Genomic DNA, 20,637 nt, shown 5'->3' with positions numbered 1-20,637 from the left:
AGCCGGGGTTCCGCGAATCCGGTAGTTGCGGTGAACGGTCGGTGAACTCGGCCGCCGCGCTACGCCGTGTAGACCTTTGGGTCCAGGGTGCCGATGTAGGGCAGGTCCCGGTACCGCTCGGCGTAGTCGAGGCCGTAGCCGACGACGAACTCGTTGGGGATGTCGAAGCCGATGTACTTCACCGGCACGTCGACCTTCACCGCTTCCGGCTTGCGCAGCAGCGAAACGACCTCGAGCGACGCGGGGTTGCGGCTGGCGAGGTTCTTCAGCAGCCACGACAGCGTCAGGCCGGAGTCGACGATGTCCTCGACGATCAGGACGTCCCGGCCCGCGATGTCGCGGTCGAGGTCCTTGAGGATCCGGACGACGCCGGACGACGACGTCGCCGAGCCGTAGGAGGACACGGCCATGAATTCCAGCTGCGTCGGCAGCGGCAGCGCGCGGGCGAAGTCGGTCATGAACATGACCGCGCCCTTCAGGACGCCCACCAGCAGGAGGTCTCCCTGCCCGTTGGCCGGATAGTCGGCGGCGATCTGCTCCGACAGCTCCGCGATCTTGTCCTTGATCTGCTGCTCGGTGACGAGCACGGAGGCGATTTCGCCCTCGTACACGGGTCATTCCCCTCGGGTGGTGGGTTGGGAGACGACGCAGAGCCTGCCACGGCACCGGCGTGCTTCCAAGTTGCCCGGTAACCAGACGCCGCCCTGTCCGCGCCACCGGGCGACGAGCGCGTCGACCGCGCGGAGGTGGGCGTCCGTGAGTTCGCGCACGTCCGACGCCAGCAGCCACCTGCGGAGAACCCGCCGCCGGACCGCCGCGGGCTCGGGGGCGAGGACCCCCACATCCAGCCCATCGGGGCCGCCCGCACGGGTGAAGATCGTGTCCGCCACTGTGTCCAACGCCTCGTTGTCCTCCCGCAGCTGCGCGGCCGTTCGGGCGAGTGCGGCGGCCACTCCGCCGTTGAGGACGTCCTCCAGCAGCGGCAGGACTTCGGTGCGCAACCGGACGCGGGTGAAGCGGGATTCGGCGTTGTGCGGGTCGTCCCACGGCTCGACGCCGAGCTCGGCGCACGCGGCCCGGGTGGTGGCCCGGCCGACGGCGAGCAGCGGGCGTCCCCACGGCGGGTCGTGCGGCCGCATCCCGGCGACGCTGCGCGGGCCGGACCCGCGGCCGAGCCCGAGCAGGACGGTTTCGGCCTGGTCGTCGAGGGTGTGGCCGAGCAGCACCAGGCCGTGGCCGGCGAGCGCCCGGTAGCGGGCCTTGCGGGCGGCGGCTTCCGGCCCGCCCGGACCGGTCACGTCGACCCGGCGCACCTCGGCTTCGTCGGCGCCCAGTGCCTTCGCCGCGGCGGCCGCGTCGGCCGCGACCTTCGCCGAGCCCTCCTGCAGGCCGTGGTCGACGACCAGCGCGCGGACGACGTGGCCGCGGTGGTGCCCGACGTACGCGGCGGCTTCGGCCAGCGCGAGGGAGTCGGCGCCGCCGGACACCGCGACGCACAGCTCGGGCGGCGCCTCGACGGCGTCCAGGAAGGCGCGGACGGCCCGGCGGACGGCCGCGACCGCCGGCCCCGTCATCCGTGCAGGCGCCGGACCCACGCCGCCGGATCGGCGATCTCGGCGCGCGACGGCAGGGTGTTCGGCGACCGCCAGACGGCGTTGAAGCCGTCCATGCCGACGGCGTCCACGACGTGCTTCGTGAACTTCGCGCCCTCTTCGTACTGACGGATCTTCGCGTCGACGCCGAGCAGCGCGCGCAGCAGCCGGTCGAAGACGCCGCCGCCCTTGCGCCGGGCCGTGAACCGCGCGCGGATCTGGTCGACGCTCGGCACGACCTGCGGCCCGACGGCGTCCATGACGTAGTCGGCGTGCCCCTCCAGCAGCGTCGAGAGCGCCAGCAGCCGGTCGAACACCGCGCGTTCCTTCGGCGACTGGATCAGCTCGGCCAGGTTGAGCTTCGGGCCCTGCTTGATCGCGTCGGGCAGCCGGCCGAACAGGTCGGCCAGGCCGTCGGTGCCGCCGCCGGCGAGGCCGGAGACGAGCCGCTCGACCTCGTCGGCGAAGTAGTCGCGCAGCCACTTGACCGCGGTGAACTGGAGCCGGTGGGTGCACTCGTGCAGGCAGACCCAGAGCCGGAAGTCGTGGCCGGGCACGTCCATCGCCTGCTCGGCGGCGACGACGTTCGGCGCCACGAGCAGCAGCCTGCCTTCCTTGTCCGGGCCGCCGAAGGGGTCGTACTGGCCGAGCACGCGGCTGGCGAGGAAGGCGAGCACCAGGCCGGTCTGCACGCCGGCGCCCCCGGCCAGGATCGGCCCGAGCGGGCCGCCCTGCTGCGGCAGCGCCCGCCCGGTCAGCGCGTCCAGCCCGGCCGCGGCCGACCGGACCCAGCCCGGGCGGTCGACGACCTCGCCGGGCAGCAGCGGCAGGTCGAGCCCCAGGTTCGTCAGCCGCCGCACGTGCCCCTCGGCCTCGACGGTCAGCTCGCGCAGGTCGGTGACGGCTTCCTCGGCCCGTTCCCGCGGCACCTGCGGGCCGCCGCGCACCAGCAACGCGCCGGTCTGCGCGGCGATCGCCCAGTCGACCATGGGCCGGGTCTGCGTTTCCTGACTCACCCTTCCGACGCTACCTGGCCCGGGCCCGGTTTCCGGCCACGATCTTCGTACGGTTCGGCGTCCGCTAGGCGCAGCCGCACTTGCGGAGGCTCGTCGCGAGGGCGTCGATGGCGTCGCGGCCGGGTTCGGTGTCGGAGCCGTTGGACATGAACGCGAACACCAGCACCCGGCCGTCCTGGTCAAGGACCAGCCCGGCCAGGGTGTTCACCCCGGTGAGCGTGCCCGTCTTGGCCCGCACCCAGCCGCGGCCGGCCTGCGACGCCGGCGTGTCGAACCGCTTGTCGGCGAGGGTGCCCGAGCCGCCGGCGACCGGGAGGCCGGCCAGCACCGGACGCAGCTTCGCCGTGTTGGGGTTCTTGCCCTCCTGCGCCGCCGCGGCCGCCAGGAGCTGGGTCAGCAGCCGGGCCGGGATGCGGTTCAGCGACGAGATGCCGCTGCCGTCGGACAGCGCGACACCCGAGACGTCGAAGCCGTGGTCCTTCAGGACCTTGATGGTCGCCTTGGCGCCGCCGGCGTAGCTGGCTTCCTCACCGGCCGCCAGCGCGACCTGCCGGGCGACCGCCTCGGCGAGGACATCGTCGGACAGCTCCATCAGGTCGGACACCAGCTCGGTCAGCGGAGCCGACTTCACCTCGGCGACCACCTTCGCGTCCTTGGGCGCGGTCGCCTGGCCGGCCGCCGAAGCACCCAGCTTCGAGGCGATCGACTGGGCGAGCGCGCTGCCCGCGTTCGCCGTGCGCTGCGAGTTGTTGTCCTTGGGGTTGATGCGGCCGCCGTCGGCCATCACGGGCGCCATCTGCGTCGCGTACGTCGACGGCGCGTCGCCCGCTTCCCAGCCGGGCGCGGTCGTCGCCCCCTTGAACAGCGTCAGGTCGACCTGCACCTTCCTGACGCCCGGCGCCGCCTTCTTCACCTGGGCGACGAGGTCGTCGACGTGCGCGGCCCCCGGGTACAGCGGGGAGTCGGTGCCCAGCGGCAGGTTGGTGAGCGTCGTGTCGCCGCCGCCGACCAGGATCACCGTGCTCGGGTCGGCGCCCTGCACGATCTTGGTCGACAGGCGCAGGTTGTGGTCCAGCGAGAGCAGCGCGGCCGCGGAGGTGAGCACCTTCGTCGTCGACGCCGGCGTCACCGGCGACGACGAGTTGCGGTCCCACAGCACGGTCCCGGTCACCGGGTCGATCACGCTGCCGGTGAGCTGCCCGAGCGCGCCGCTGCCCGCCGCCGACGCGAGCGCGGCCTTGACGCCGTTCGCGGTCGGCGCCGTCCCGGACGTGACCGGCCCCTGCAGCTGCCGCGTGGCGGCGGACGGCGACGGCGGGTCGCCCTTGGGTGCGTTCGGCGCCCACGGCAGGCCCAGCCGGTTCGCCACCTTCGGCGTCGCCGCGGCGACCCCGGCGCCGGCCAGCACCAGGAGGACGACCACGACGAGCGCGATCACCTTGCCCTTGCGCCGTTTCTTCGGCGGCTCGCCGGGCGCCTCGGCCGCGGACGGCGACGGCGGCTCGGTGGGCGGCTGGTCGTTGCGGGGCGGCTCGCTGCGGGGCTGGGGCTGCTGCTGGAAGGCGCCGGGGAACTGGGTGGGCCGCTCGATCCCGACGGTCGCCTCGGCGTCGAACCGCTGCCCGTCCGGCTCGATCCGCTGCGGCCGGGCCAGCGAGCCGGCCGACGCCGAGGGCACCACCCCGCGCGGCGGCTCCGGCGGCAGCGCGGGACGGCGGTCGCCCGGTTCGGCGGGCCGCTCGCCCGTGCGGTCCTCCCGCAGCTCGATGCGCTGGCTCCAGGGCTGTAGCGGGGCCTCCGGCTCGTCGCGGCGCGGGGCGGCCGTGCGGTTCAGCTGCTCTTCACGGCGCTGCTGCTCCTCGCGCCAGTGCTGCAGTTCCTCACGCCACTGCTGCTGCGGCTCTTCCGGTTTCGGCTCCGCGCGCGGCGGGACGTGCCGCTCGATCGGCACCACCGGCACCGGCCCGGACGGCTTCGCCTCGATGTACTGGGTGCTCTCGGCCGGCGCGGCGGGCTTCGGCTCGGGCGGCTCGACGTACTGGGTGCTCTCCGCGGCCGACGAAGGCGTGGCGGGCTTCGGCTCGGGCGGCTCGACGAACTGCGTGCTCTCCGCGGCCGACGGCGGCGCGGCGAGCTCGGCCTGCTCGACCCGGATGTACTGGGTGCTCTCGTCGGCGGGCTTGGCCGCGGGAGGCTGCTTCGCGGCCGGCGGCTGCGGCTGCGGTTTCGGCTCGCGGCTGCCGAGGCGGTCGGCGAGGTCCTGCTTGGCCGGGGACGGCGGGGGCGGCGGCTCCTCCGCCGGGACGTTGAGACCCGGGACCGGCTCGGGCGGGACGTTCGGCGCGAACCACGATCCCTTGGGGGCCGAGCTGCTTGTGACCTTGGGCACCCCCGGGCTGCCCGCGGCGGCCTCCGGCGGGTCCGGCAGCGCCATCGGAGTGGTCTCCCGCGCGCCGGACGACGAGCGGTCTTCGTCCGACGAAGGCCACATCGGCTGGTCGTTTTCCGGCACCCACCACTCCTTCTCACCTGCCCCGGGAGGGGCCAAGCTCACATGCCGCGTGGCCGACATCGATGCGGCCCCACGGCAGGGCGTAGTCCACACTAGGAGACGTCAAGACAGTCATGAAGGTTGCCGCCCGCGAGCCGCGGGCACGCCCCGGATCTAAAGAAGCAGCGAGGACGGCGTGGAGTTCGACGTCACGATCGAAATCCCCAAAGGGGAGCGCAACAAGTACGAGGTCGACCACAAGACCGGCCGCATCAAGCTGGACCGGACCCTGTTCACGGCCACGCAGTACCCGGCCGACTACGGGTTCATCGACGACACCCTCGGCCAGGACGGCGACCCGCTCGACGTGCTCGTCCTCGTCCAGGAGCCGACCTTCCCGGGCTGCCTGATCCGCTGCCGCGCGATCGGCATGTTCCGGATGACCGACGAGAAGGGCCCGGACGACAAGGTCCTCGCGGTCCCGACCAACGACCCGCGCCTGGAGCACCTGCGGGACATCCACCACCTGAACGAGTTCCACAAGCTGGAGATCCAGCACTTCTTCGAGGTCTACAAGGACCTCGAGCCCGGCAAGAGCGTCGAAGGCTCTTCGTGGGTCGGCCGCGCCGAGGCCGAGAACGAGATCGCCCGCTCCTACGAGCGCGAGACCGACCGCCTGGCGAAGGAAGAAGCCAACGGCTCGGCCCACTGAGACCGCACGTGAAAGGCCCCCTCGGAATTTCCCGAGGGGGCCGTTTTCACGCGGTCAGTGGGCCAGTGCGAGAGCCGGAGCGGCGTCGGCGTCGGCCTCCGCGCGCTGCTGCATCGCCGACTTGTCCGACAGCGGCTTCTCCTTCAGGAACCACACCAGGGCGAAGCCGACGGTCAGGACGATGCCGCCGACCAGGAACACCGTGCTCATCGACTCGGCGAAGCCCTGCAGGATCGGCCGGGCCAGCGTCGGGTCGAGCGTCGACAGGAACGACGTGTCGTTGACGTCGAGGCCGCTCTGCAGCTGCTTCGCGAACTCCGGGTGCTGCGCCAGCGCCGCCGTGTAGGCCGGCGTCGTCATCGCCGAGCGGATGGCGTTCGCGATCCGGTCGCCGACCGTGCCGAACAGGATCGACAGGAACACCGCGGTGCCCGCCGTGCCGCCGATCTGCCGGAAGAACGTCGCCGCCGAAGTGGCGACGCCGATGTCCTGCGGGCGGACGTCGTTGGTCGCGGCCAGCACCAGCGTCTGCATCGAGGCGCCGAGGCCGAGGCCGATCACGAAGGCGATCACCATGACCAAGGCCAGCGAGCTGTCGACGGTGATCGTGGACAGCGCGAACAGCGCCGCCGCCATCAGGCCGACCCCGGCCACCGCGAACATCTTGTACCGGCCGGTGGCCGCGATGATCCGGCCGCTGGTCAGGCTGGCGACCATGATGCCGAGGGTCAGCGGGAGCATCTGCAGGCCGGCCTGGGTCGGCGTCGCGCCCTTGACGATCTGCAGGTACAGCGGCAGCGACATCATCGCGCCGAACATCCCGGCACCCTGCACGACCGTGACGATCGTCGACATCCGGAACACCGGCCGCTTGAACAGGCGCAGGGGCAGCAGGGCGGCGTCACCCATCCGGCGTTCGATCCACACGAAGGCGGTCACGCCCAGCCCGCCGACGACGTACATGGCGATCGAGGCGGCGGAGCCCCAGCCCCACTCGCGGCCCTGCTCGGCGACGATCAGCAGCGGCACCAGGCCCACGGCGAGCGCCACGGCACCCCAGTAGTCGACCTTCTGCTCGACGCGGGTGTGCGGCAGGTTCAGCACCTTGGTCACGACGACCAGCGCGGCGAGCGCGATCGGGACGTTGACCAGGAAGACCCAGCGCCAGCCGGTGATGCCGGCGAAGGTGTCGATGCCGGCGAAGAACCCGCCGACGACCGGCCCGGCCACGCTCGAGATGCCGAACACGGCCATGAAGTAGCCCTGGTACTTGCTGCGTTCCCGGGGCGCGGTGATGTCGGTGATGATCGCCAGCGCCAGCGACATCAGGCCACCGGCACCGAGCCCCTGGAAGGCCCGGAAGGCGGCGAGCTCGTACATCGACGTCGCCATGCCGCTGGCCAGCGAGCCGACCAGGAACAGCGAGATCGCCGTCAGGTACATGGGCTTGCGGCCGTAGAGGTCGGACAGCTTGCCGTACAGCGGCGTGGAGAGCGTGGCGGTGATGAGGTAGGCGGTGGTGGCCCAGGCCTGCAGGGACAGGCCGTGGAGCTCGTCGGCGATGGTCCGCATCGAGCTGGAAACGATGGTCTGGTCGAGCGCGGCGAGGAACATGCCGAGCATCAGGCCGGACAGCACGGTGAGGATCTGGCGGTGAGTCAGTTTGCCGTTCGTAGCGGCTGCTCCTTCCGCCGTGGTGGTGTCGCTCATGGTGGTCTCCCTCGGAAAGCCTTCGGCGTAGTTGCTTGTACCTCTCAACTACTTGCTTGAGCCAAGTATTCCCCGGGAAGCTTGTACCGTGCAACCAAATATTCTGTGACGCCCGTCTCGGACACGCCGAAGGGCGGCACTTTCACGTGAAAGTGCCGCCCTTCGGGCAGGTCAGGCGGAGTAGCCGGGGATCGGGAAGGGCGCCAGGAACTCGCGGATCTCCGCGGCGATCGTGTCCAGCGCGGCCTCGTCGGACGCGGCCGCCGCGGTGATCGTGCGGTCGATCCACGCCGCCACCTCGACCTGGTGCTCCGGCCGGAGGCCGCGGGTGGTGATCGCCGCCGTGCCGAGCCGGATGCCGGACGGGTCGAACGGCTTGCGCGGGTCGAACGGCACGGTGTTGTAGTTCAGCTCGATGCCCGCCCGGTCGAGGGCCTGCGCGGCCGGCTTGCCCGCGACGCCCTTGTTCGTCAGGTCGATCAGCAGCAGGTGGTTGTCGGTGCCGCCGGACACGAGGTCGTAGCCGCAGGCGAGCAGCGCGTCCGCCAGTGCGCGGGCGTTCGCGACGATGGTGTGCGCGTAGTCGCCGAACGACGGCTGCTGCGCCTCCCCGAGCGCGACGGCGATCGCCGCGGTCGTGTGGTTGTGCGGGCCGCCCTGCAGGCCCGGGAACACCGCCTTGTCGACCGCCTTCGCGTGGTCGGCGTCGGACAGGATCATCGCGCCGCGCGGGCCGCGCAGCGTCTTGTGCGTGGTCGTCGTGATGACCTGCGCGTGCCCGACCGGCGACGGGTGCGCACCGCCCGCGACCAGGCCGGCGATGTGCGCGATGTCGGCGACGAGCACCGCGTCCACCTCGGCCGCGATCTCGGCGAACGCCGGGAAGTCGATCGTGCGCGGGATCGCCGTCCCACCGGCGAAGATCAGCTTCGGCCGGTGCCGGCGGGCCAGGTCGCGCACCTGGTCGAGGTCGACGCGGCCGGTCTCCTTGGCGACGCCGTAGCGCACCGGGTCGAACCACTTGCCGGTGGCGGACACGCTCCAGCCGTGCGTGAGGTGGCCGCCGTCCGGCAGCGCCATGCCGAGCACGGTGTCGCCCGGCTGGGCGAAGGCGAGGTACACGGCGAGGTTCGCCGGAGAACCGGAGTACGGCTGGACGTTCGCGTGGTCGGCGCCGAACACGGCCTTCGCCCGCTCGATGGCGAGCTGCTCGACCTGGTCGATGAACTGCTGGCCTTCGTAGTACCGCTTGCCCGCGTAACCCTCGGAGTACTTGTTGGTGAGCACCGTCCCGGTGGCTTCGAGCACCGCCTGCGAGACGTAGTTCTCCGACGCGATCAGGCGGATCTTGTCGTGCTGCCGCTTGGCTTCGTCTTCCACGAGCCCGGCGATGGCGGGGTCGGCGGCGGCGAGTGCGGTCAGTTTCGGCTGGTGTGTCATGGCGTACTCCGGCTCTGGAGTGGCCTTCACCCAGGCGCGCGGTGCCGGCCTCGTCGTCGCTTCCCGGTGGTGCTCCACCTCGATGGCGCCAGTCGCTGCTGCGCGTAAGAGCCTAGTCCACGACGCTCGAGGCCCGGCGGTGTTCGGCGCACCACTTGCGGGTGCAGCCGGACGTGCGGTCGCAGAACGGCCGGGCGCAGGTGGCGCAGCGCTTGACGCGCCGCCAGCCGCCGACGGTCACCAGTTCCGCCAGACCGGCCGCGCCCGCGGCCAGCTCGCTTTCGCTTGCTCGCGGCGTCACGTAGACGATCCGCCAAGTCGCGCCCGTGTCGACGAGCCGCGGCCGCGCCCCCGCCTCCGCCAGCACGGCGTTGAGGCGGCGGGCGGCCGCGTGTTCGTCGGGCAGCTGCGCGACAATCCCGCACAGCTCCCGGTTTCCCTGGCGCAGCAACCGTTCCGCGACCCCGAGCTCGGGGTCGAGCGCGCGGAACGGCGGCACGACCGCGTGCTTGCGCACGTCAGTCGACGACCACGACGCCCATGGACCGGGCCGTGCCCGCGATCGTGCGCATCGCCGCGTCGACGTCGGAGGTGTTGAGGTCCGGCAGCTTGCGCTCGGCGATTTCGCGCAGCTGCTGCGTCGTCAGCTTGCCCGCTACCTCGTGCCCGGGACGCGAAGACCCCTTGTCCCCCAACGCCTTCTTGATGAGGAACGACGTCGGGGGCGTCTTGAGCCGCAGCGCGAAGGAGCGGTCCTCGAACACCGAGACGACCACCGGCACGATGTCGCCGCGCTGGGCCGCCGTCGCCGCGTCGTAGGCCTTTTTGATCTCGACGAGGTTGACCCCGGTCTGCCCGAGCATCTTGCCGAGGTCGACGACGGGCGCGTTGCCCGCCGCGAGCTCGAGGGTGACCTGGTGGGTGAGTTTCTTCGGAGCCATGCCCCGAAGCTAGGGTCTCCAGTTACTGGAGGGTCAAAGCTGTTTTGTTCCCGCGCGGTGCCGGCGGGCCAGCTCCTGGTAGATCGCCGCGTTGTGCTCGACCCACATCCGCGCCGAGTCGGTCAGCGGGACGAACTTCTTCGCCGGGCTGCCCATCGCGATGACCTCCTCCGGCACCTCGGTCGACGGCGTGACCGTCGCCCCGGCCGCGACCAGCGCCCGCGCGCCGATCTTCGCCTTGTCGAGCACCGTCGAGCCGTTGCCGATCAGCGCCTGTTCCCCGATCGTGCAGTCGTGCACCAGGCACTGGTGGCCCACGGTGACGTTCTTGCCGACCTCGCAGACGCCGTCGTTGACGTGGATCACCGAGTTGTCCTGGATGTTGGCACCCTCGCGGATGACGATCCGGCCGAAGTCGGCCCGGATCACCGCGCCGTACCAGATCGACGCGTCTTTCTCGACGACGACGTCGCCGATGAGGGTGGCGGTGGGGGCGATCCAGGCGTCCGGGTGGACCTGCGGGCTGAGCCCTTCGAACGAGAACAGAGGCATGCCCAGACCCTAAACCGCCCCCGCCCGGTCAGCCGCTGATCGCCGCGTTGATCAGGATGTCGACGGCCTGGTCGTTGCGGGTCGTCTGCGGCCCGATCTGGGTGTCACGCGGGTAGAAGCCCGGGCTGCTGCCCTTCGGGTACATCTCGAAGGTGAAGCTCCAGATCTTGTGCTGCGCCCACATCCAGTCGTTGACGCTGCCGTCGGTGATGTAGAGGTCGCTGGACTGCTGTGGCGTGTAGCCGTTGGTCGCGGCCATCTGCTTCCCGAGGTTCTCGAACTTCGTCGCGTCCGCGGCGGTCAGGCCCGGCGCGGTCCGGTCGTAGGTGTAGCCGAACGGCCACAGCACCAGCTCGGAGTAGGTGTGGAAGTCGATGTGCGTCTTGATCTGCTGGGTGCCGCCGACCACCCGCGAGTTCACCCAGTTCGAGACGGCCCGGGTCTCGGGCGCGGAGAACGCCGCCGTGCCGCGGTAGGTCTCACTGGACGTCGAGCCCGACGAGCCACCGCAGCAGCCCCACTTGTAGCCCCAGTTGCGGTTGGTGTCGGTGCCCGGGCCCTGGCGGTTCTTGCGCCAGCTGTGGAACGTGCCGCCGGAGATGTCGTACTCGGAGCCGTCCGGGTTGACGCTGGGGATCACCCAGATCTCGGTGCTGTCGACGAGCCGCTTGATCGCGCTGTTCGTGGCGTATCCGCTGGTCAGGCGGTCGACGATGTGCAGGCACATCTCGGTGGTGAGGTGCTCGCGCGCGTGCTGGTTGCAGGTGAAGAGGACCTCGGGCTCGTTCTCGTCGGTGGCGGCGTTGTCGCTGATCTTGATCAGCGAAAGCGCGCGGCCTTCGTACGAGGTGCCGGCGCTGCCGAGCTTGGTGAGCGACGGGTAGTTCGCGACCGCCTTCTGCAGCTCGGTCTGCGTCTCCGCGTACGTGTGGTAGCCGGTGTAGCCCGCCGGGAAGTCGAGGACGGCTTCCGCGCCCTGCGGCCGGTTGACCTTGCCGAGCGCCTTGACGCCGAAGCCCTGCGCGCGCAGCTGGGCCGCTTCGCCGGGGTTGGCGATGACGGTGGTCGTCGCGCCTTCGGCATCGAGGATGTCCGCGCCGGTCCGCGCGATCTCGGTGCGCTGCTGGGCGGTGGCGGCGCCGGTGACCTCGTACACCTGCGGGCCGTCGGGCTGGGCGGCACCGGCCTGGCCGCCGGTGGTGAGCACCAAGAGGGCGGCCGCGGCCGCTGCCATGCACGTTCGTGTGCGCATCACGTCTCCTGCTCTCGGGGGTTCCTCGACCTTGGCCGGAGCCGGACGGAGGGCGCAATCCGGAGCAGTACGGATCTATTGGCGGTTTCTACCCGTAGTTCGCGAAGCAGAGCGCCTCGATGTCGGCACGCAGCGTGGCGAACGGCCGAGGGCGCACGCGCTGCTGGACGACCGTGCCCAGCAGGTACGACAGGAGCGCGCGGGCCCGCGCCCGCGGGTCGTCGACGTCGAGCGGGGCGAGGAGCTCGGCGAGCAGCTCGGTGAGCGACGTGAGCATGACGTCGATGGCCTGCGGGTGCTGCGCGCGTCCGGCGGCGATCCAGTACTCGAACCAGAGGAAGGCGGCGTTCGGGTTCGCGGCGAAGACGCTCAGGTACTCCTCGAGGACGGCGAAGAGCCGCTCGCGGGGTTCGTCGTGCTTCGCGGCGACCTCGCGCAGGCCCGCGGCGAAGGCGGTGATGTGCGCGGCCATGGCGCGGTCGATGAGGACGTCGATGTCGGCGAAGTAGTAGTGGATCGCGCTCTTGGTGAGCGGGCCGGCGTCGGCGATGGCCCGGACGGTGCACCCGGCGAGCCCGTCACGGGCGAGGACGACGCGGGCGGCTTCGACGATCTGCTCCTGCTTGGCCAGCTGGTTCGGCGAGAGCCGCTCGCTGCGGCCGGGGACTGCGCTCACGGTGATTCTCGTTACCTTCTTCCTGGACGCCGAACCCCAAAATCCTAGGGCAGACGTCCTGTGGGCGGCTTTCGGGTGAAAAACCGGATTGGCCACCCCGCTCCGCGCAGCGGACAATGCCCGGCATGGTGATCTCAGGGGACAAGGGGCTCAGCCCGGCGGCGCGCAGCCAGCTCGAGAAGGAAATCGCGAGCCTGCGCGCGCAGCGGGAAGCCCTCGCGCCGCAACCCGGCGAACAGGAACGCACCGGGGACGCGGCAGACCAGGCGGACGTGATCGACCGCGCGGAGGCCGCGGCCCGGCTCGACCGCCAGATCGCCGACCTGGCGGCCAAGATGGAGCACGGCGGCTACGGCAACAGCCAGCTCCCGGACGGCACGGTGGTCTCCCTGCGCTTCGCCGACGGAGACGAGGAGACGTTCCAGGTGGTGACGGTCCCGGGCGAGGACGCGGACGCGATCACCTCGGACAGCCCCCTGGGCCTGGCCCTGGTCGGCGCCAAGGCGGGCGACGAGATCACCTACCGAACCCCCCGCGGCGACGCCAAGGCCACGGTGGTGAAGGTGACCCCGCCGAAGTAGGCAGGTTGGCCGTCCGAAGGGCCTCGGCCCTTCGGACGGGTGATTTCGGCGTTGGGGGGAGTTCCGGTGAACGACGACGTGTCCCAGAACCTCGTGGTGTTCCGCATCAAGGGCTTCGACGAGCCGGTGCTGGCCAGCGCACCCACGCAGGCCGAGGACGCGGTCGAACAGGCGTGGGCGAGCGTCCGGCAGCAGCACGGGGTGCGCACATCGGCGGTCCGGGCGGTGTACAGCGAGTGGCAGCCGTCTCCGGCGGATCAGAAGTTCATGGCCAGACACTTCCGCAAGGCCGAGTGCACCTACAGCTTCGCCCGGCCGGCCCCTGGCGAGTGGGAGCGCGCCTTCGCCGAAGCGCGTGCGGTGATGGCCGAGACCCGGCCGCCCTCCGAGGAGCTGCTCCCGGTGTTGTGGAGCACGTCCTCACCCCGCGCCGGCCTGCTCGACACGCTGCCGCACCAACCGCTGGTACCCGGCCGGTTGTCGGTGGCGTTCGCGGTGGTCGGCCCGACACCGCACGGCACCATCGGGATGCACCACGTCACCCGCCACCAGCACGAGGAGATGGGCGCCCCGGACCTCGCCGGCGTCGCGTACCAGAGCTTGGCCCGCGGGCTGCGGTTCGACGTCAGCCGTTCGGGTTCGGAGGTGCTGGTCTCGGTGGTCAGGGAGAACCTGCTGGCCGCGTCCGCGATCGCCCTGCCCGACCTGTACGCCCAGCTGTCGCAGCAGTTCGGCCCGGGCGACCTGCTGGTCGGCCTGCCGTGCCCGGACGAGATGTACGTCGTCCGGGAGGACTCCGGACTGGCGGAGCAGGTCCGGGAGCAGGTGCTGAGTTCACCGTACGAGACGACGGAGCTGGTGCCGTCGGTCCTGCGCCTCGCCCCGGGCGGCGTGGAGCTGCTCGCCGAGCGGGATCACTAGACCGGGATTCCCGGGCTCAGCCGGTGCCGTCCTGCACCGGGTAGTGAAGGACGATCGCCCCACCGGTGGCGTAGTTGGCGACGTCGGCGGACACCCGCTGACCTTCCGGCGACTCCCTCGCCGCGGCCATCGCCGCGGCGTCCGCGAACTCGGCCTCGAAGATCGCGAAGTACGGCGTCTCTCCCTGCGTCGCTGCCACGTCGAAGCTGTAGCGCCACGCGAGCAGGCCGGGCATCCGCGTGACCAGCGGGAGGTGGTTGGTCACGTAGTAGTCGCGGAAGTGGCCGGGATCGGCGGGCCGGGGATACAGGACCACCAGTTTGTGCATGAGAACCTCCGACCGCTCGTCTTTGGCACCCACTTTGCCACCCACCAGACGAGTCAGGCCCCATCCGAGATGTCTCGGATGGGGCCTGACCTGCGGAGCCGCCTAGGGGAATCGAACCCCTGACCTATTCATTACGAGTGAATCGCTCTGGCCGACTGAGCTAAGGCGGCGTGTCTCCGGCTTCCGCCTGGCGACGATAGCAAGTGTAGCGGAGGCTGGGCGCGTCACTTTTCGGGGGGACCGTCGTTGAGGCCCTATGAAGCCGGTCTCACACCCCGGCCGACCCACTTGGAGGCTCTGGCACATGCGGCGAAGACTGCCCCGCTCGGCGGCCCTGCCGGCGGCTGCGGCGTTGCTCCTGCTCAGCACGGCGCCCGCGGCTGCCGACCCGACCTACCCGACGACGCCGATTCCGCAGCCGGCGAATCCCGGGCAGGCTCCGATCTCCGCGCCGATCGGGCCGCAGCCGCTGGGACAGGCCGTCGGGGATGCCGGGACCGCGCTCGGGATCATCCGGTTGCTGCCCAACGCCGTGCCGACCGGCACGATCCTGCCGGGGTTCGGGCAGACGCTGCCGAAGCAGTCGGCGCTCGAGGCCGGGATGGGCCTGTCGAGCGCGTCGGCGAACTCGGACGCCTACCTGAGCTACGAGAAGGCGATCGCGCAGGCGTCGCCGTTCGGGCTGTCGGTCGGCGGGAACGCGCCGCAGACGCCCGGCAGTGTCGTGCAGACCGCGTTGCCGGACAACCCGCAGCCGATCAGCGGGGGGCTCAACGCGCCGCCCAACCCGCTGCTCAACGTGGGGCTGCTCAACGGCAGCGCGCACGCGCGGTGGAGCCCGACGCTCGGTCCGTGCGTCGACACCATCGCCGACGCCAGCACGTCGGTGGCCAGCCTGTCGCTGCTGAACGTCGTTCCTTCGATGCCGAACCTCGGACTGGACGCGCTGAAGCCGAAGCTCGACCCGAACTCGCTGGCGAGCGGGTTCGACCTGACCAAGGGACTGCAAAGCCTCGGCGGCCTGCTGCAGGGCGGCGGCCAGACCGCCGCGGACGGCACCGGTTCGCTGCTGAGCCTGCCGAACACGCTGTCGTCGCGGTCGCAGGTGAAGCTGGTCGACATCCCGGGGTCGAAGAACAAGGCCGTGCAGTCGACGTCGACGCTGCAGGCCGCGGACATCGAAATCCTCAAAGGCACGCCGCTGGCGCTGAGCGTCAAGGTCGTCAGCCAGCCGACGCTCAAGGTGACCTCCACCGGCGACGCGAAGACGTCGAAGGTCGAGTACACCGCGCCCGTGCTGACCATCGCGGCCGGCGGGAAGACGCTCTACACGCTGGATGCCGCGCACCCGACCAAGGACATCCCGATCGGGCTGCCGCTCAAGCCGCTGAGCGACCAGTTCGGCGCCGTCAAGGACATCCCGGTCGTCGGCGGACTGCTCGCCACGGCCGCCGGCCAAGTCCAGCAGGTCGGGAACACCGCGGGCACCGTGCTCGACCTCGGTGTGCTGCGGCTGAGCATCGCCGGGCTCGACCAGAAGTCGGCCGACCTGACCACGCCGTTCAAGGGTTACCAGCTGGGCGCGTCGGCGCGGATGTTCGACCTGCAGCTGCTGCCGACGACGAAGCTCAAGAGCCTGCTGCCGGACGACCAGGCGAAGAACCTGCCGTCGTCGCTGGCCCAGCTGTCGCTCGGCGAGCAGATCGCCCGCGCGTACGCGCCGACCGGCGGCGTGGTCTGCGGGACGGCGTCGACGCCGCCGCCCGCGGGTGGCGAGGCGCCGAAGGGCCCGGTGAAGAACCTGGCCTACACCAGCGGCGCGTACGACACGGTGCCACTGTTCTGGACGGGCACCGCGATGCTGCTGCTCGGCGTGGTCATGGTGGCCGCGATTCCGGGCGGGCGACGCCGTCCGCTCGCCGTCGCCGTCGAGCAGAAGCCGTTCAAGCCCTCGCCGCGTCCGCGCGAATGATCCGAGGGGTATGAAGGAACCCGCCAGGCCACGCCTGGCGGGTTCCTTCGCGTTCAGCCCTGGCGAAGCGACATGACCATCGCCTCGACGGCGATGCGCGGCTTCACGTTCAGCTCGATGGCCTCGCGGCATTCCAGCACCGCTTCGAGCCGGCGCAGCGTCGACTCCGGTGTCCACGACGAGGCCGCCTCGCGGATCTGGTCGGCGTGGTCCGGGTGGTTCAGCGTCGCGCCGGAGCCCGTCGCCGTCACCAGGACGTCGCGGTAGAAGCCGACCAGGTCGACCAGCGCGAGGTCGAGCGTGTCGCGCTGGGTGCGGGTCGCGCGGGACTTCTGCTTCTTCTCCAGCTGCTTGACCGCGGCCTCGGCGGCTCGCTTGGCGCCGGCGACGCCCTTGCCGACGCCGTCGCCACCCATCGCCGTGCGCAGCTCGTTGCGCTCGTCTTCGTCGCGCGCCTTACTAGCCTCTCCCGCGTCCGCCTCGGCCGCGCTGATGAGCTGGTCGGCGCAGGTGAAGACGTCGCCCATCCGGCGGAGGCCGAGCGGGATCCGCAGCACGGTGGCCCGGCGCTGCCGCGCGGCTTCGTCGGTGGCGAGCCGGCGCGCGCGGCCGACGTGGCCGCCGCACACGGAAGCGGCCCAGTGCGCGCGTTCGGCGTCGACGTTGTCCCGGCGCATCAACACGTCGGCGATCGCCTCGGGCGGTGGCGTCCGCAGCGTGACCAGGCGGCAGCGCGAACGGATCGTCACCGAGACGTCTTCGGGGTGGTCCGACGGCGCGCACAGCAGGAACACCGTGCGGTCCGGCGGCTCCTCGACGGCCTTCAGCAGCGCGTTCGACGCGCCTTCGGTGAGCCTGTCCGCGTCCTCGATGACGACGACCTGCCAGTTGCCGGTCGTCGGGCGGCGCGCGGCGGCCTGCACCAGCGCGCGCATCTCGGCGACCGAGATCGACAGCCCTTCCGGCACCACGAGCCGGACGTCGGCGTGCGTGCCCGCCATCGTCGTGTGGCAGCCGGGGCAGGCGTCGCAGCCGGTGCCGGTGCTGCACTGCAGGGCCGCGGCGAACGTCCGGGCGGCCACCGAGCGGCCGGAACCGGGCGGGCCGGTGAGCAGCCACGCGTGCGTCATCGCGCCGGGTGGCGCCGGCTCGCCGGCGACGATCTTGGCGGCAGCCGCAGCGGCCGAGCTCAGCGTTTCGACCGCGGGTTCCTGGCCGACCAGCTGGTTCCAGACACCGATGCGTTCGGTGGTCGTCACTTCGCCTCCACGCGAGGCTCTTCCGGGGTCTCGATGGGCAGCGTGTCCAGTGGCAACGTCACCGGCTTCTCCGTCGTCGGCGCCAGCGCGGCCAGCCGTCCGACGAACACGGCGCGCAGCGCGGTGCGGATGCGCTCGGCGACCTCGGCGTCCGTGCCGTCGGCGTCGATCACGACGTACCGGTCCGGGTCGGCCGCGGCCATCTCGGTGAGCAGGTGCTGGACCCGCCACTGGTCGTTCAGTGCGGCCGACTTGTCGCGCGGTGCGCCGTTCGGGGCGGCGTCGAGCAGGATGGTCAGGTCCGGGCGCAGGCGGCCGGTCGCCCAGTCGGCGAGGCCTTCGAGCTCGTCGCTGTCGAGCCCGGCGACGGCGGACAGGTGCGCCAGTGGCGAGTCGACAAACCGCTCCATCACGACCACCGAACCGGCGTCCAGCGCGGGCTGGACGTGCCGCTCCACGATGTCGGCCCGCACCGCGGCCGCGGCCAGCGCCTGGGCGCGCGCCCCGGTGAGCGAGGCGCCGGAAACGAGCGCGGTGAGCCGGTGGTCGTCGAGCGCGGGGTCCGCGGCGACGACGACCGGCCGCGTGCCGCCGCGCATCCATTCGGCGAGGTTGACGGCCTGGATGGCGGTGTTGATCGCGGTGGTGCCCTCGACGGCGATGAGGTAGCCGTTGACGCGCCGCGGCGTCCGGCGCAGCGCGTTGCGCAGGTCGGCGAGGATCGGCTCGGTGCGCTTGTCGTCCATCTGCCGGTAGGCGAAGAGCCCGGCGACCAGCGCGATCGCGGCGCCACCGAGCATCACCGGGCGCGTGCCGTCGATGGTGAGCGGGTTGCCCCACACGGTGATCGTGTGCCGGTGCACCGCGCCGACGAGCAGCGGCACGGTGACGGTCGTGCCGAACAGCACCAGCTTCATCATCAGCTGGTAGATCGCGTTGATCCGGCCGCGGATGGCGTCCTCGACGCGCGAGCCGATGATCGTCACACCGGTGAGGAACGCGGTGCCGGCGCAGACGCCGACCAGCACCACGGCGATCAGCGAGATGGTCAGGTGCGGCGACAGCGCCACGAAGGCGAGCGAGATTGCGGCCGCGACGATCGAGAGGCCGAACAGGCGGTCGTGCGGGAGCCGGCGGGCGAGCTTGGGCGCGAACACCATGCCGGTGGCGAGGCCGAGGAAGACGGCGAGGACGAGCAGGCTGAACGCGGAGTCACCGGCCAGCAGGCTCGAGGAGTACGGCTTGGCCGAGCCGATCACGGCGCCGCCGGCGACGAACGCGCCGAACGCGCCCACCAGCAGCCCGCGCACGAGGGGCGTGCTGCGGATGAACCGGAAGCCGTCGGCGATCATCGCGCCGATGCCGAGCTTCTCTTCGTCGGCCTGCTTGACCTTCTGCTCCGGCGTCGCGTGGACGTTGCGCAGCGAAAGCTCGGGGATCCGGGTGGCGATGAGGATCGCGCTGGCCAGGTAGAGCAGGCCGGTGATGATGACGACCAGCTTTGCGATGTTGAGGCTCGGGTCGCCGGGAAACAGGTGGAAGGTCGTGTTGACGCCGGTGATGACGGCGTTCGCGCCCGCCGCGGTGATGACGGCGAGGCCGTAGGTCATCACCATGCCGAGCTGGTTGGCCGTCTCGACCTGGTCGGGACGGCGAAGCAGGTTCGGGACCGCCGCCTCTTTCGAGGGGATCCACATGCTCGACGCGCAGCCGACGAGGAAGTTGCCGGCGAGCAGCCACCAGGGCGCGCTGACGATCGCGATGGACAGCAGGAACCCGCACCGCAGCAGGTCCGCGACGACCATGACCTTGCGGCGGTCGAACCGGTCCGCGAGCAGCCCGCCGACCGGGGCGAACAGCAGCCCCGGGGCCAGGCCGGTCAGGACCACGCCGACGAAGGCGAAGTTCTGCGCGAAGTAGTTGTCAGTGAGCTTCGTGGCCAGGCCGGTGAGGGCCAGGATGTTCAGCCAGTCGGCCACGCTGCACAGATACGTGACGCCCCAAAGCCGCCGGAAAGGTTTGATCGCCAGTACCCGCCGGACCCGGTTGATCGTGGACGCCTCGGCGCCCGACGACGCACCCGGGCCGGCCCCGGGTACCGATCGCACGCCCTCGCTGATACGCCCACCCCACTAGTCACCGCGGTGCCGGACGCCCCCAGGAGGACCCGACCGTGAAGCCAGGGTAGCCCGATCGGCGTCTGGCGCGCGGGACGGCCCCGTGGTGCAGGGCGGGTGGTTGTCGGCGAAGGGACGCTAGTCGAACAGCGCCGTCACGCTGCTGACCAGGCTCGACACCATCTCGATGGCGACGAAACCGAACACGATCAGCAGGACGACGGCGAGCATGACGCCCGCAGCGCTCGACGACGGCCGGTTGAACGCCGGCATCGAAACCGCCGGCATCCTCGGCAGCCGCCGCCGCTTGACGGGCACGAGATCGACGTCGTCGGCATCGCCTTCGCCTTCGGCGAGCGGAGCCTGCCGCACAGGCCGCATCAGCTGCGGTGGCCGGGTCGGCCAGGTGCGCCGCCGGTTCCGCTGCCGGGGCAGCAGGCCCAGCGGCTGGTCCGGGGGCAAGGTCCCGGCCGGCGGGATCGCCTGGGGAGCCTTCGCCTGCTCCTCGCGGAGCGTCTCCTCGACCATCCGGCGCACGGCTTCCTCGTCCGGCTTCACCGGCCCGGCCACCGGAATGGCGATGGGCTCGTGGCCATTCGGAACCGCGGTGTGCGGCTCCGGCGACGCGGTGACCAGCCCGGAGACCGGATCCGCGAACATCTCGCCGCCCGCTTCGGACAGAGTGCCGTCGCGCTGAGTGAGCTCGGGGGCATTGAAGAAGGGAGCTTCACCGTTCGCGCTCATGGTGACCACCTCACTACTGAATGTCCTCGCCTTTCCAGGGTAGCGACGCTGGCGGATAACGCATCCGCCCAATGGCTCTGTCTCGGATGGATGATCGGTCACGCAGCGCAAGCCCGCACCCGAACCACCTGAGTGTCCAGCCCTCGGGGGCATCGGGTCGACCGCCGATGGTAACGGATCGTAGTGAATCGGCTCACACTGGCCGGGTGAGGGCGGGTGGCCAGGGGCTGGCCTGGGGTGACCAGTTTGGCGGGTTCAGCTTGGGGTGTGGTGGGGCGGGACTCGGGGTTGAGGGGCGGTCAGGGCGGGTGGGTCATGAAGGCAGTACGGCTC

Annotated in this window: 19 protein-coding genes and 1 tRNA gene; 4 read left to right on the top strand and 16 right to left on the bottom strand. The window is 71.3% G+C overall.

Annotation, left to right across the window (positions count from 1 at the left end; all coding sequences use genetic code 11):
- Window positions 1-59: 59 nt before the first annotated feature.
- From hpt to dacB, 4 genes are all read right to left on the bottom strand, one after another.
- Window positions 60-611, bottom strand: coding sequence for a hypoxanthine phosphoribosyltransferase (hpt, locus tag DV20_RS19765; RefSeq protein WP_043782363.1), 552 nt, complete (start codon window positions 609-611; stop codon window positions 60-62).
- A gap of 3 nt (window positions 612-614) precedes the next feature.
- Window positions 615-1,574, bottom strand: a complete 960-nt coding sequence (tilS, locus tag DV20_RS19760) for a tRNA lysidine(34) synthetase TilS (RefSeq protein ID WP_043782360.1) — start codon at window positions 1,572-1,574, stop codon at window positions 615-617.
- A complete protein-coding gene (locus DV20_RS19755; protein WP_043782357.1) occupies window positions 1,571-2,581 on the bottom strand; it encodes a zinc-dependent metalloprotease in 1,011 nt (336 codons plus the stop codon). The genes tilS and DV20_RS19755 overlap by 4 nt, the downstream gene beginning before the upstream one ends.
- Window positions 2,582-2,672: 91 nt before the next feature.
- Window positions 2,673-5,120, bottom strand: a complete 2,448-nt coding sequence (gene dacB, locus DV20_RS19750; protein ID WP_043782353.1) for a D-alanyl-D-alanine carboxypeptidase/D-alanyl-D-alanine endopeptidase — start codon at window positions 5,118-5,120, stop codon at window positions 2,673-2,675.
- Between the two features lie 175 nt (window positions 5,121-5,295).
- Here dacB and DV20_RS19745 point away from each other — a divergent pair, with 175 nt between their 5' ends.
- Window positions 5,296-5,811, top strand: coding sequence for an inorganic diphosphatase (locus DV20_RS19745; RefSeq protein ID WP_043782351.1), 516 nt, complete (start codon window positions 5,296-5,298; stop codon window positions 5,809-5,811).
- Window positions 5,812-5,865: 54 nt separating this feature from the next.
- Here DV20_RS19745 and DV20_RS19740 read toward each other — a convergent pair whose 3' ends face one another.
- The 7 genes from DV20_RS19740 to DV20_RS19710 all read right to left on the bottom strand — a co-directional run bounded on the left by DV20_RS19740 (window position 5,866) and on the right by DV20_RS19710 (window position 12,382).
- A complete protein-coding gene (locus tag DV20_RS19740) occupies window positions 5,866-7,521 on the bottom strand; it encodes an MDR family MFS transporter (protein WP_043782349.1) in 1,656 nt (551 codons plus the stop codon).
- Window positions 7,522-7,692: 171 nt separating this feature from the next.
- Window positions 7,693-8,961: a serine hydroxymethyltransferase gene (locus tag DV20_RS19735; RefSeq protein ID WP_043782346.1), complete on the bottom strand. Its 1,269-nt coding sequence runs from the start codon at window positions 8,959-8,961 to the stop codon at window positions 7,693-7,695.
- Window positions 8,962-9,073: 112 nt separating this feature from the next.
- A complete protein-coding gene (locus DV20_RS43135) occupies window positions 9,074-9,478 on the bottom strand; it encodes an ABATE domain-containing protein (protein ID WP_051736052.1) in 405 nt (134 codons plus the stop codon).
- Window position 9,479: 1 nt separating this feature from the next.
- Window positions 9,480-9,902 (bottom strand): 50S ribosomal protein L11, encoded by a 423-nt coding sequence (rplK, locus tag DV20_RS19725; protein WP_043782344.1) that lies wholly within the window; start codon window positions 9,900-9,902, stop codon window positions 9,480-9,482.
- 33 nt (window positions 9,903-9,935) lie between these two features.
- Window positions 9,936-10,454 (bottom strand): gamma carbonic anhydrase family protein, encoded by a 519-nt coding sequence (locus DV20_RS19720; RefSeq protein WP_043782342.1) that lies wholly within the window; start codon window positions 10,452-10,454, stop codon window positions 9,936-9,938.
- Window positions 10,455-10,482: 28 nt separating this feature from the next.
- Window positions 10,483-11,688, bottom strand: a complete 1,206-nt coding sequence (locus DV20_RS19715) for a M14 family metallopeptidase (RefSeq protein WP_043782340.1) — start codon at window positions 11,686-11,688, stop codon at window positions 10,483-10,485.
- 106 nt (window positions 11,689-11,794) lie between these two features.
- Window positions 11,795-12,382, bottom strand: a complete 588-nt coding sequence (locus DV20_RS19710) for a TetR/AcrR family transcriptional regulator (RefSeq protein WP_013230483.1) — start codon at window positions 12,380-12,382, stop codon at window positions 11,795-11,797.
- Between the two features lie 125 nt (window positions 12,383-12,507).
- On the opposite strand from DV20_RS19710, the gene DV20_RS19705 reads away from it, so the two are divergent.
- Complete coding sequence (locus tag DV20_RS19705; RefSeq protein ID WP_043782743.1) at window positions 12,508-12,963, top strand: GreA/GreB family elongation factor; 456 nt, start codon at window positions 12,508-12,510, stop codon at window positions 12,961-12,963.
- Between the two features lie 66 nt (window positions 12,964-13,029).
- Entirely contained in the window at window positions 13,030-13,884 is an 855-nt protein-coding gene (locus DV20_RS19700) for a hypothetical protein (RefSeq protein ID WP_043782336.1), read from the top strand.
- A 16-nt stretch (window positions 13,885-13,900) separates the two neighbouring features.
- On the opposite strand, the gene DV20_RS19695 is transcribed toward DV20_RS19700, so the two are convergent.
- Together DV20_RS19695 and DV20_RS19690 are read right to left on the bottom strand one after the other, a co-directional pair.
- Complete coding sequence (locus tag DV20_RS19695) at window positions 13,901-14,212, bottom strand: EthD family reductase (RefSeq protein WP_043782335.1); 312 nt, start codon at window positions 14,210-14,212, stop codon at window positions 13,901-13,903.
- Window positions 14,213-14,308: 96 nt separating this feature from the next.
- Window positions 14,309-14,382: transfer RNA gene (locus DV20_RS19690), tRNA-Thr, on the bottom strand.
- Between the two features lie 134 nt (window positions 14,383-14,516).
- Between DV20_RS19690 and DV20_RS19685 the strand changes: the two genes are divergently transcribed.
- Window positions 14,517-16,184, top strand: a complete 1,668-nt coding sequence (locus DV20_RS19685; protein WP_200876463.1) for a hypothetical protein — start codon at window positions 14,517-14,519, stop codon at window positions 16,182-16,184.
- Between the two features lie 53 nt (window positions 16,185-16,237).
- Here DV20_RS19685 and DV20_RS19680 read toward each other — a convergent pair whose 3' ends face one another.
- The 3 genes from DV20_RS19680 to DV20_RS19670 all read right to left on the bottom strand — a co-directional run bounded on the left by DV20_RS19680 (window position 16,238) and on the right by DV20_RS19670 (window position 20,406).
- Window positions 16,238-17,443 (bottom strand): DNA polymerase III subunit delta', encoded by a 1,206-nt coding sequence (locus DV20_RS19680; protein ID WP_043782332.1) that lies wholly within the window; start codon window positions 17,441-17,443, stop codon window positions 16,238-16,240.
- Window positions 17,440-19,551: a bifunctional MFS transporter/dTMP kinase gene (locus DV20_RS19675; RefSeq protein ID WP_043782330.1), complete on the bottom strand. Its 2,112-nt coding sequence runs from the start codon at window positions 19,549-19,551 to the stop codon at window positions 17,440-17,442. The genes DV20_RS19680 and DV20_RS19675 overlap by 4 nt, the downstream gene beginning before the upstream one ends.
- Before the next feature lie 147 nt (window positions 19,552-19,698).
- Window positions 19,699-20,406 carry a hypothetical protein gene (locus tag DV20_RS19670; RefSeq protein ID WP_235190900.1) on the bottom strand — a complete coding sequence of 236 codons (708 nt, stop codon included), beginning with the start codon at window positions 20,404-20,406 and terminating at the stop codon, window positions 19,699-19,701.
- Between the last annotated feature and the right edge of the window lie 231 nt (window positions 20,407-20,637).

It is taken from the genome of Amycolatopsis rifamycinica (genome assembly GCF_000695625.1).
Classification (GTDB): Bacteria; Actinomycetota; Actinomycetes; order Mycobacteriales; family Pseudonocardiaceae; genus Amycolatopsis; species Amycolatopsis rifamycinica.
This window is presented reverse-complemented; position numbering and strand designations above follow the sequence as displayed.

Excerpts from the sequence above, each read along its gene's own strand:
- tilS (WP_043782360.1), bottom strand. The coding sequence starts at position 1,574 with ATGACGGGGCCGGCGGTCGCGGCCGTCCGCCGGGCCGTCCGCGCCTTC.
- DV20_RS19755 (WP_043782357.1), bottom strand. The coding sequence starts at position 2,581 with ATGGTCGACTGGGCGATCGCCGCGCAGACCGGCGCGTTGCTGGTGCGC.
- DV20_RS19740 (WP_043782349.1), bottom strand. The coding sequence starts at position 7,521 with ATGAGCGACACCACCACGGCGGAAGGAGCAGCCGCTACGAACGGCAAA.
- DV20_RS19735 (WP_043782346.1), bottom strand. The coding sequence starts at position 8,961 with ATGACACACCAGCCGAAACTGACCGCACTCGCCGCCGCCGACCCCGCC.
- rplK (WP_043782344.1), bottom strand. The coding sequence starts at position 9,902 with ATGGCTCCGAAGAAACTCACCCACCAGGTCACCCTCGAGCTCGCGGCG.
- DV20_RS19720 (WP_043782342.1), bottom strand. The coding sequence starts at position 10,454 with ATGCCTCTGTTCTCGTTCGAAGGGCTCAGCCCGCAGGTCCACCCGGAC.
- DV20_RS19715 (WP_043782340.1), bottom strand. The coding sequence starts at position 11,688 with ATGGCAGCGGCCGCGGCCGCCCTCTTGGTGCTCACCACCGGCGGCCAG.
- DV20_RS19705 (WP_043782743.1), top strand. The coding sequence starts at position 12,508 with ATGGTGATCTCAGGGGACAAGGGGCTCAGCCCGGCGGCGCGCAGCCAG.
- DV20_RS19695 (WP_043782335.1), bottom strand. The coding sequence starts at position 14,212 with ATGCACAAACTGGTGGTCCTGTATCCCCGGCCCGCCGATCCCGGCCAC.
- DV20_RS19685 (WP_200876463.1), top strand. The coding sequence starts at position 14,517 with ATGCGGCGAAGACTGCCCCGCTCGGCGGCCCTGCCGGCGGCTGCGGCG.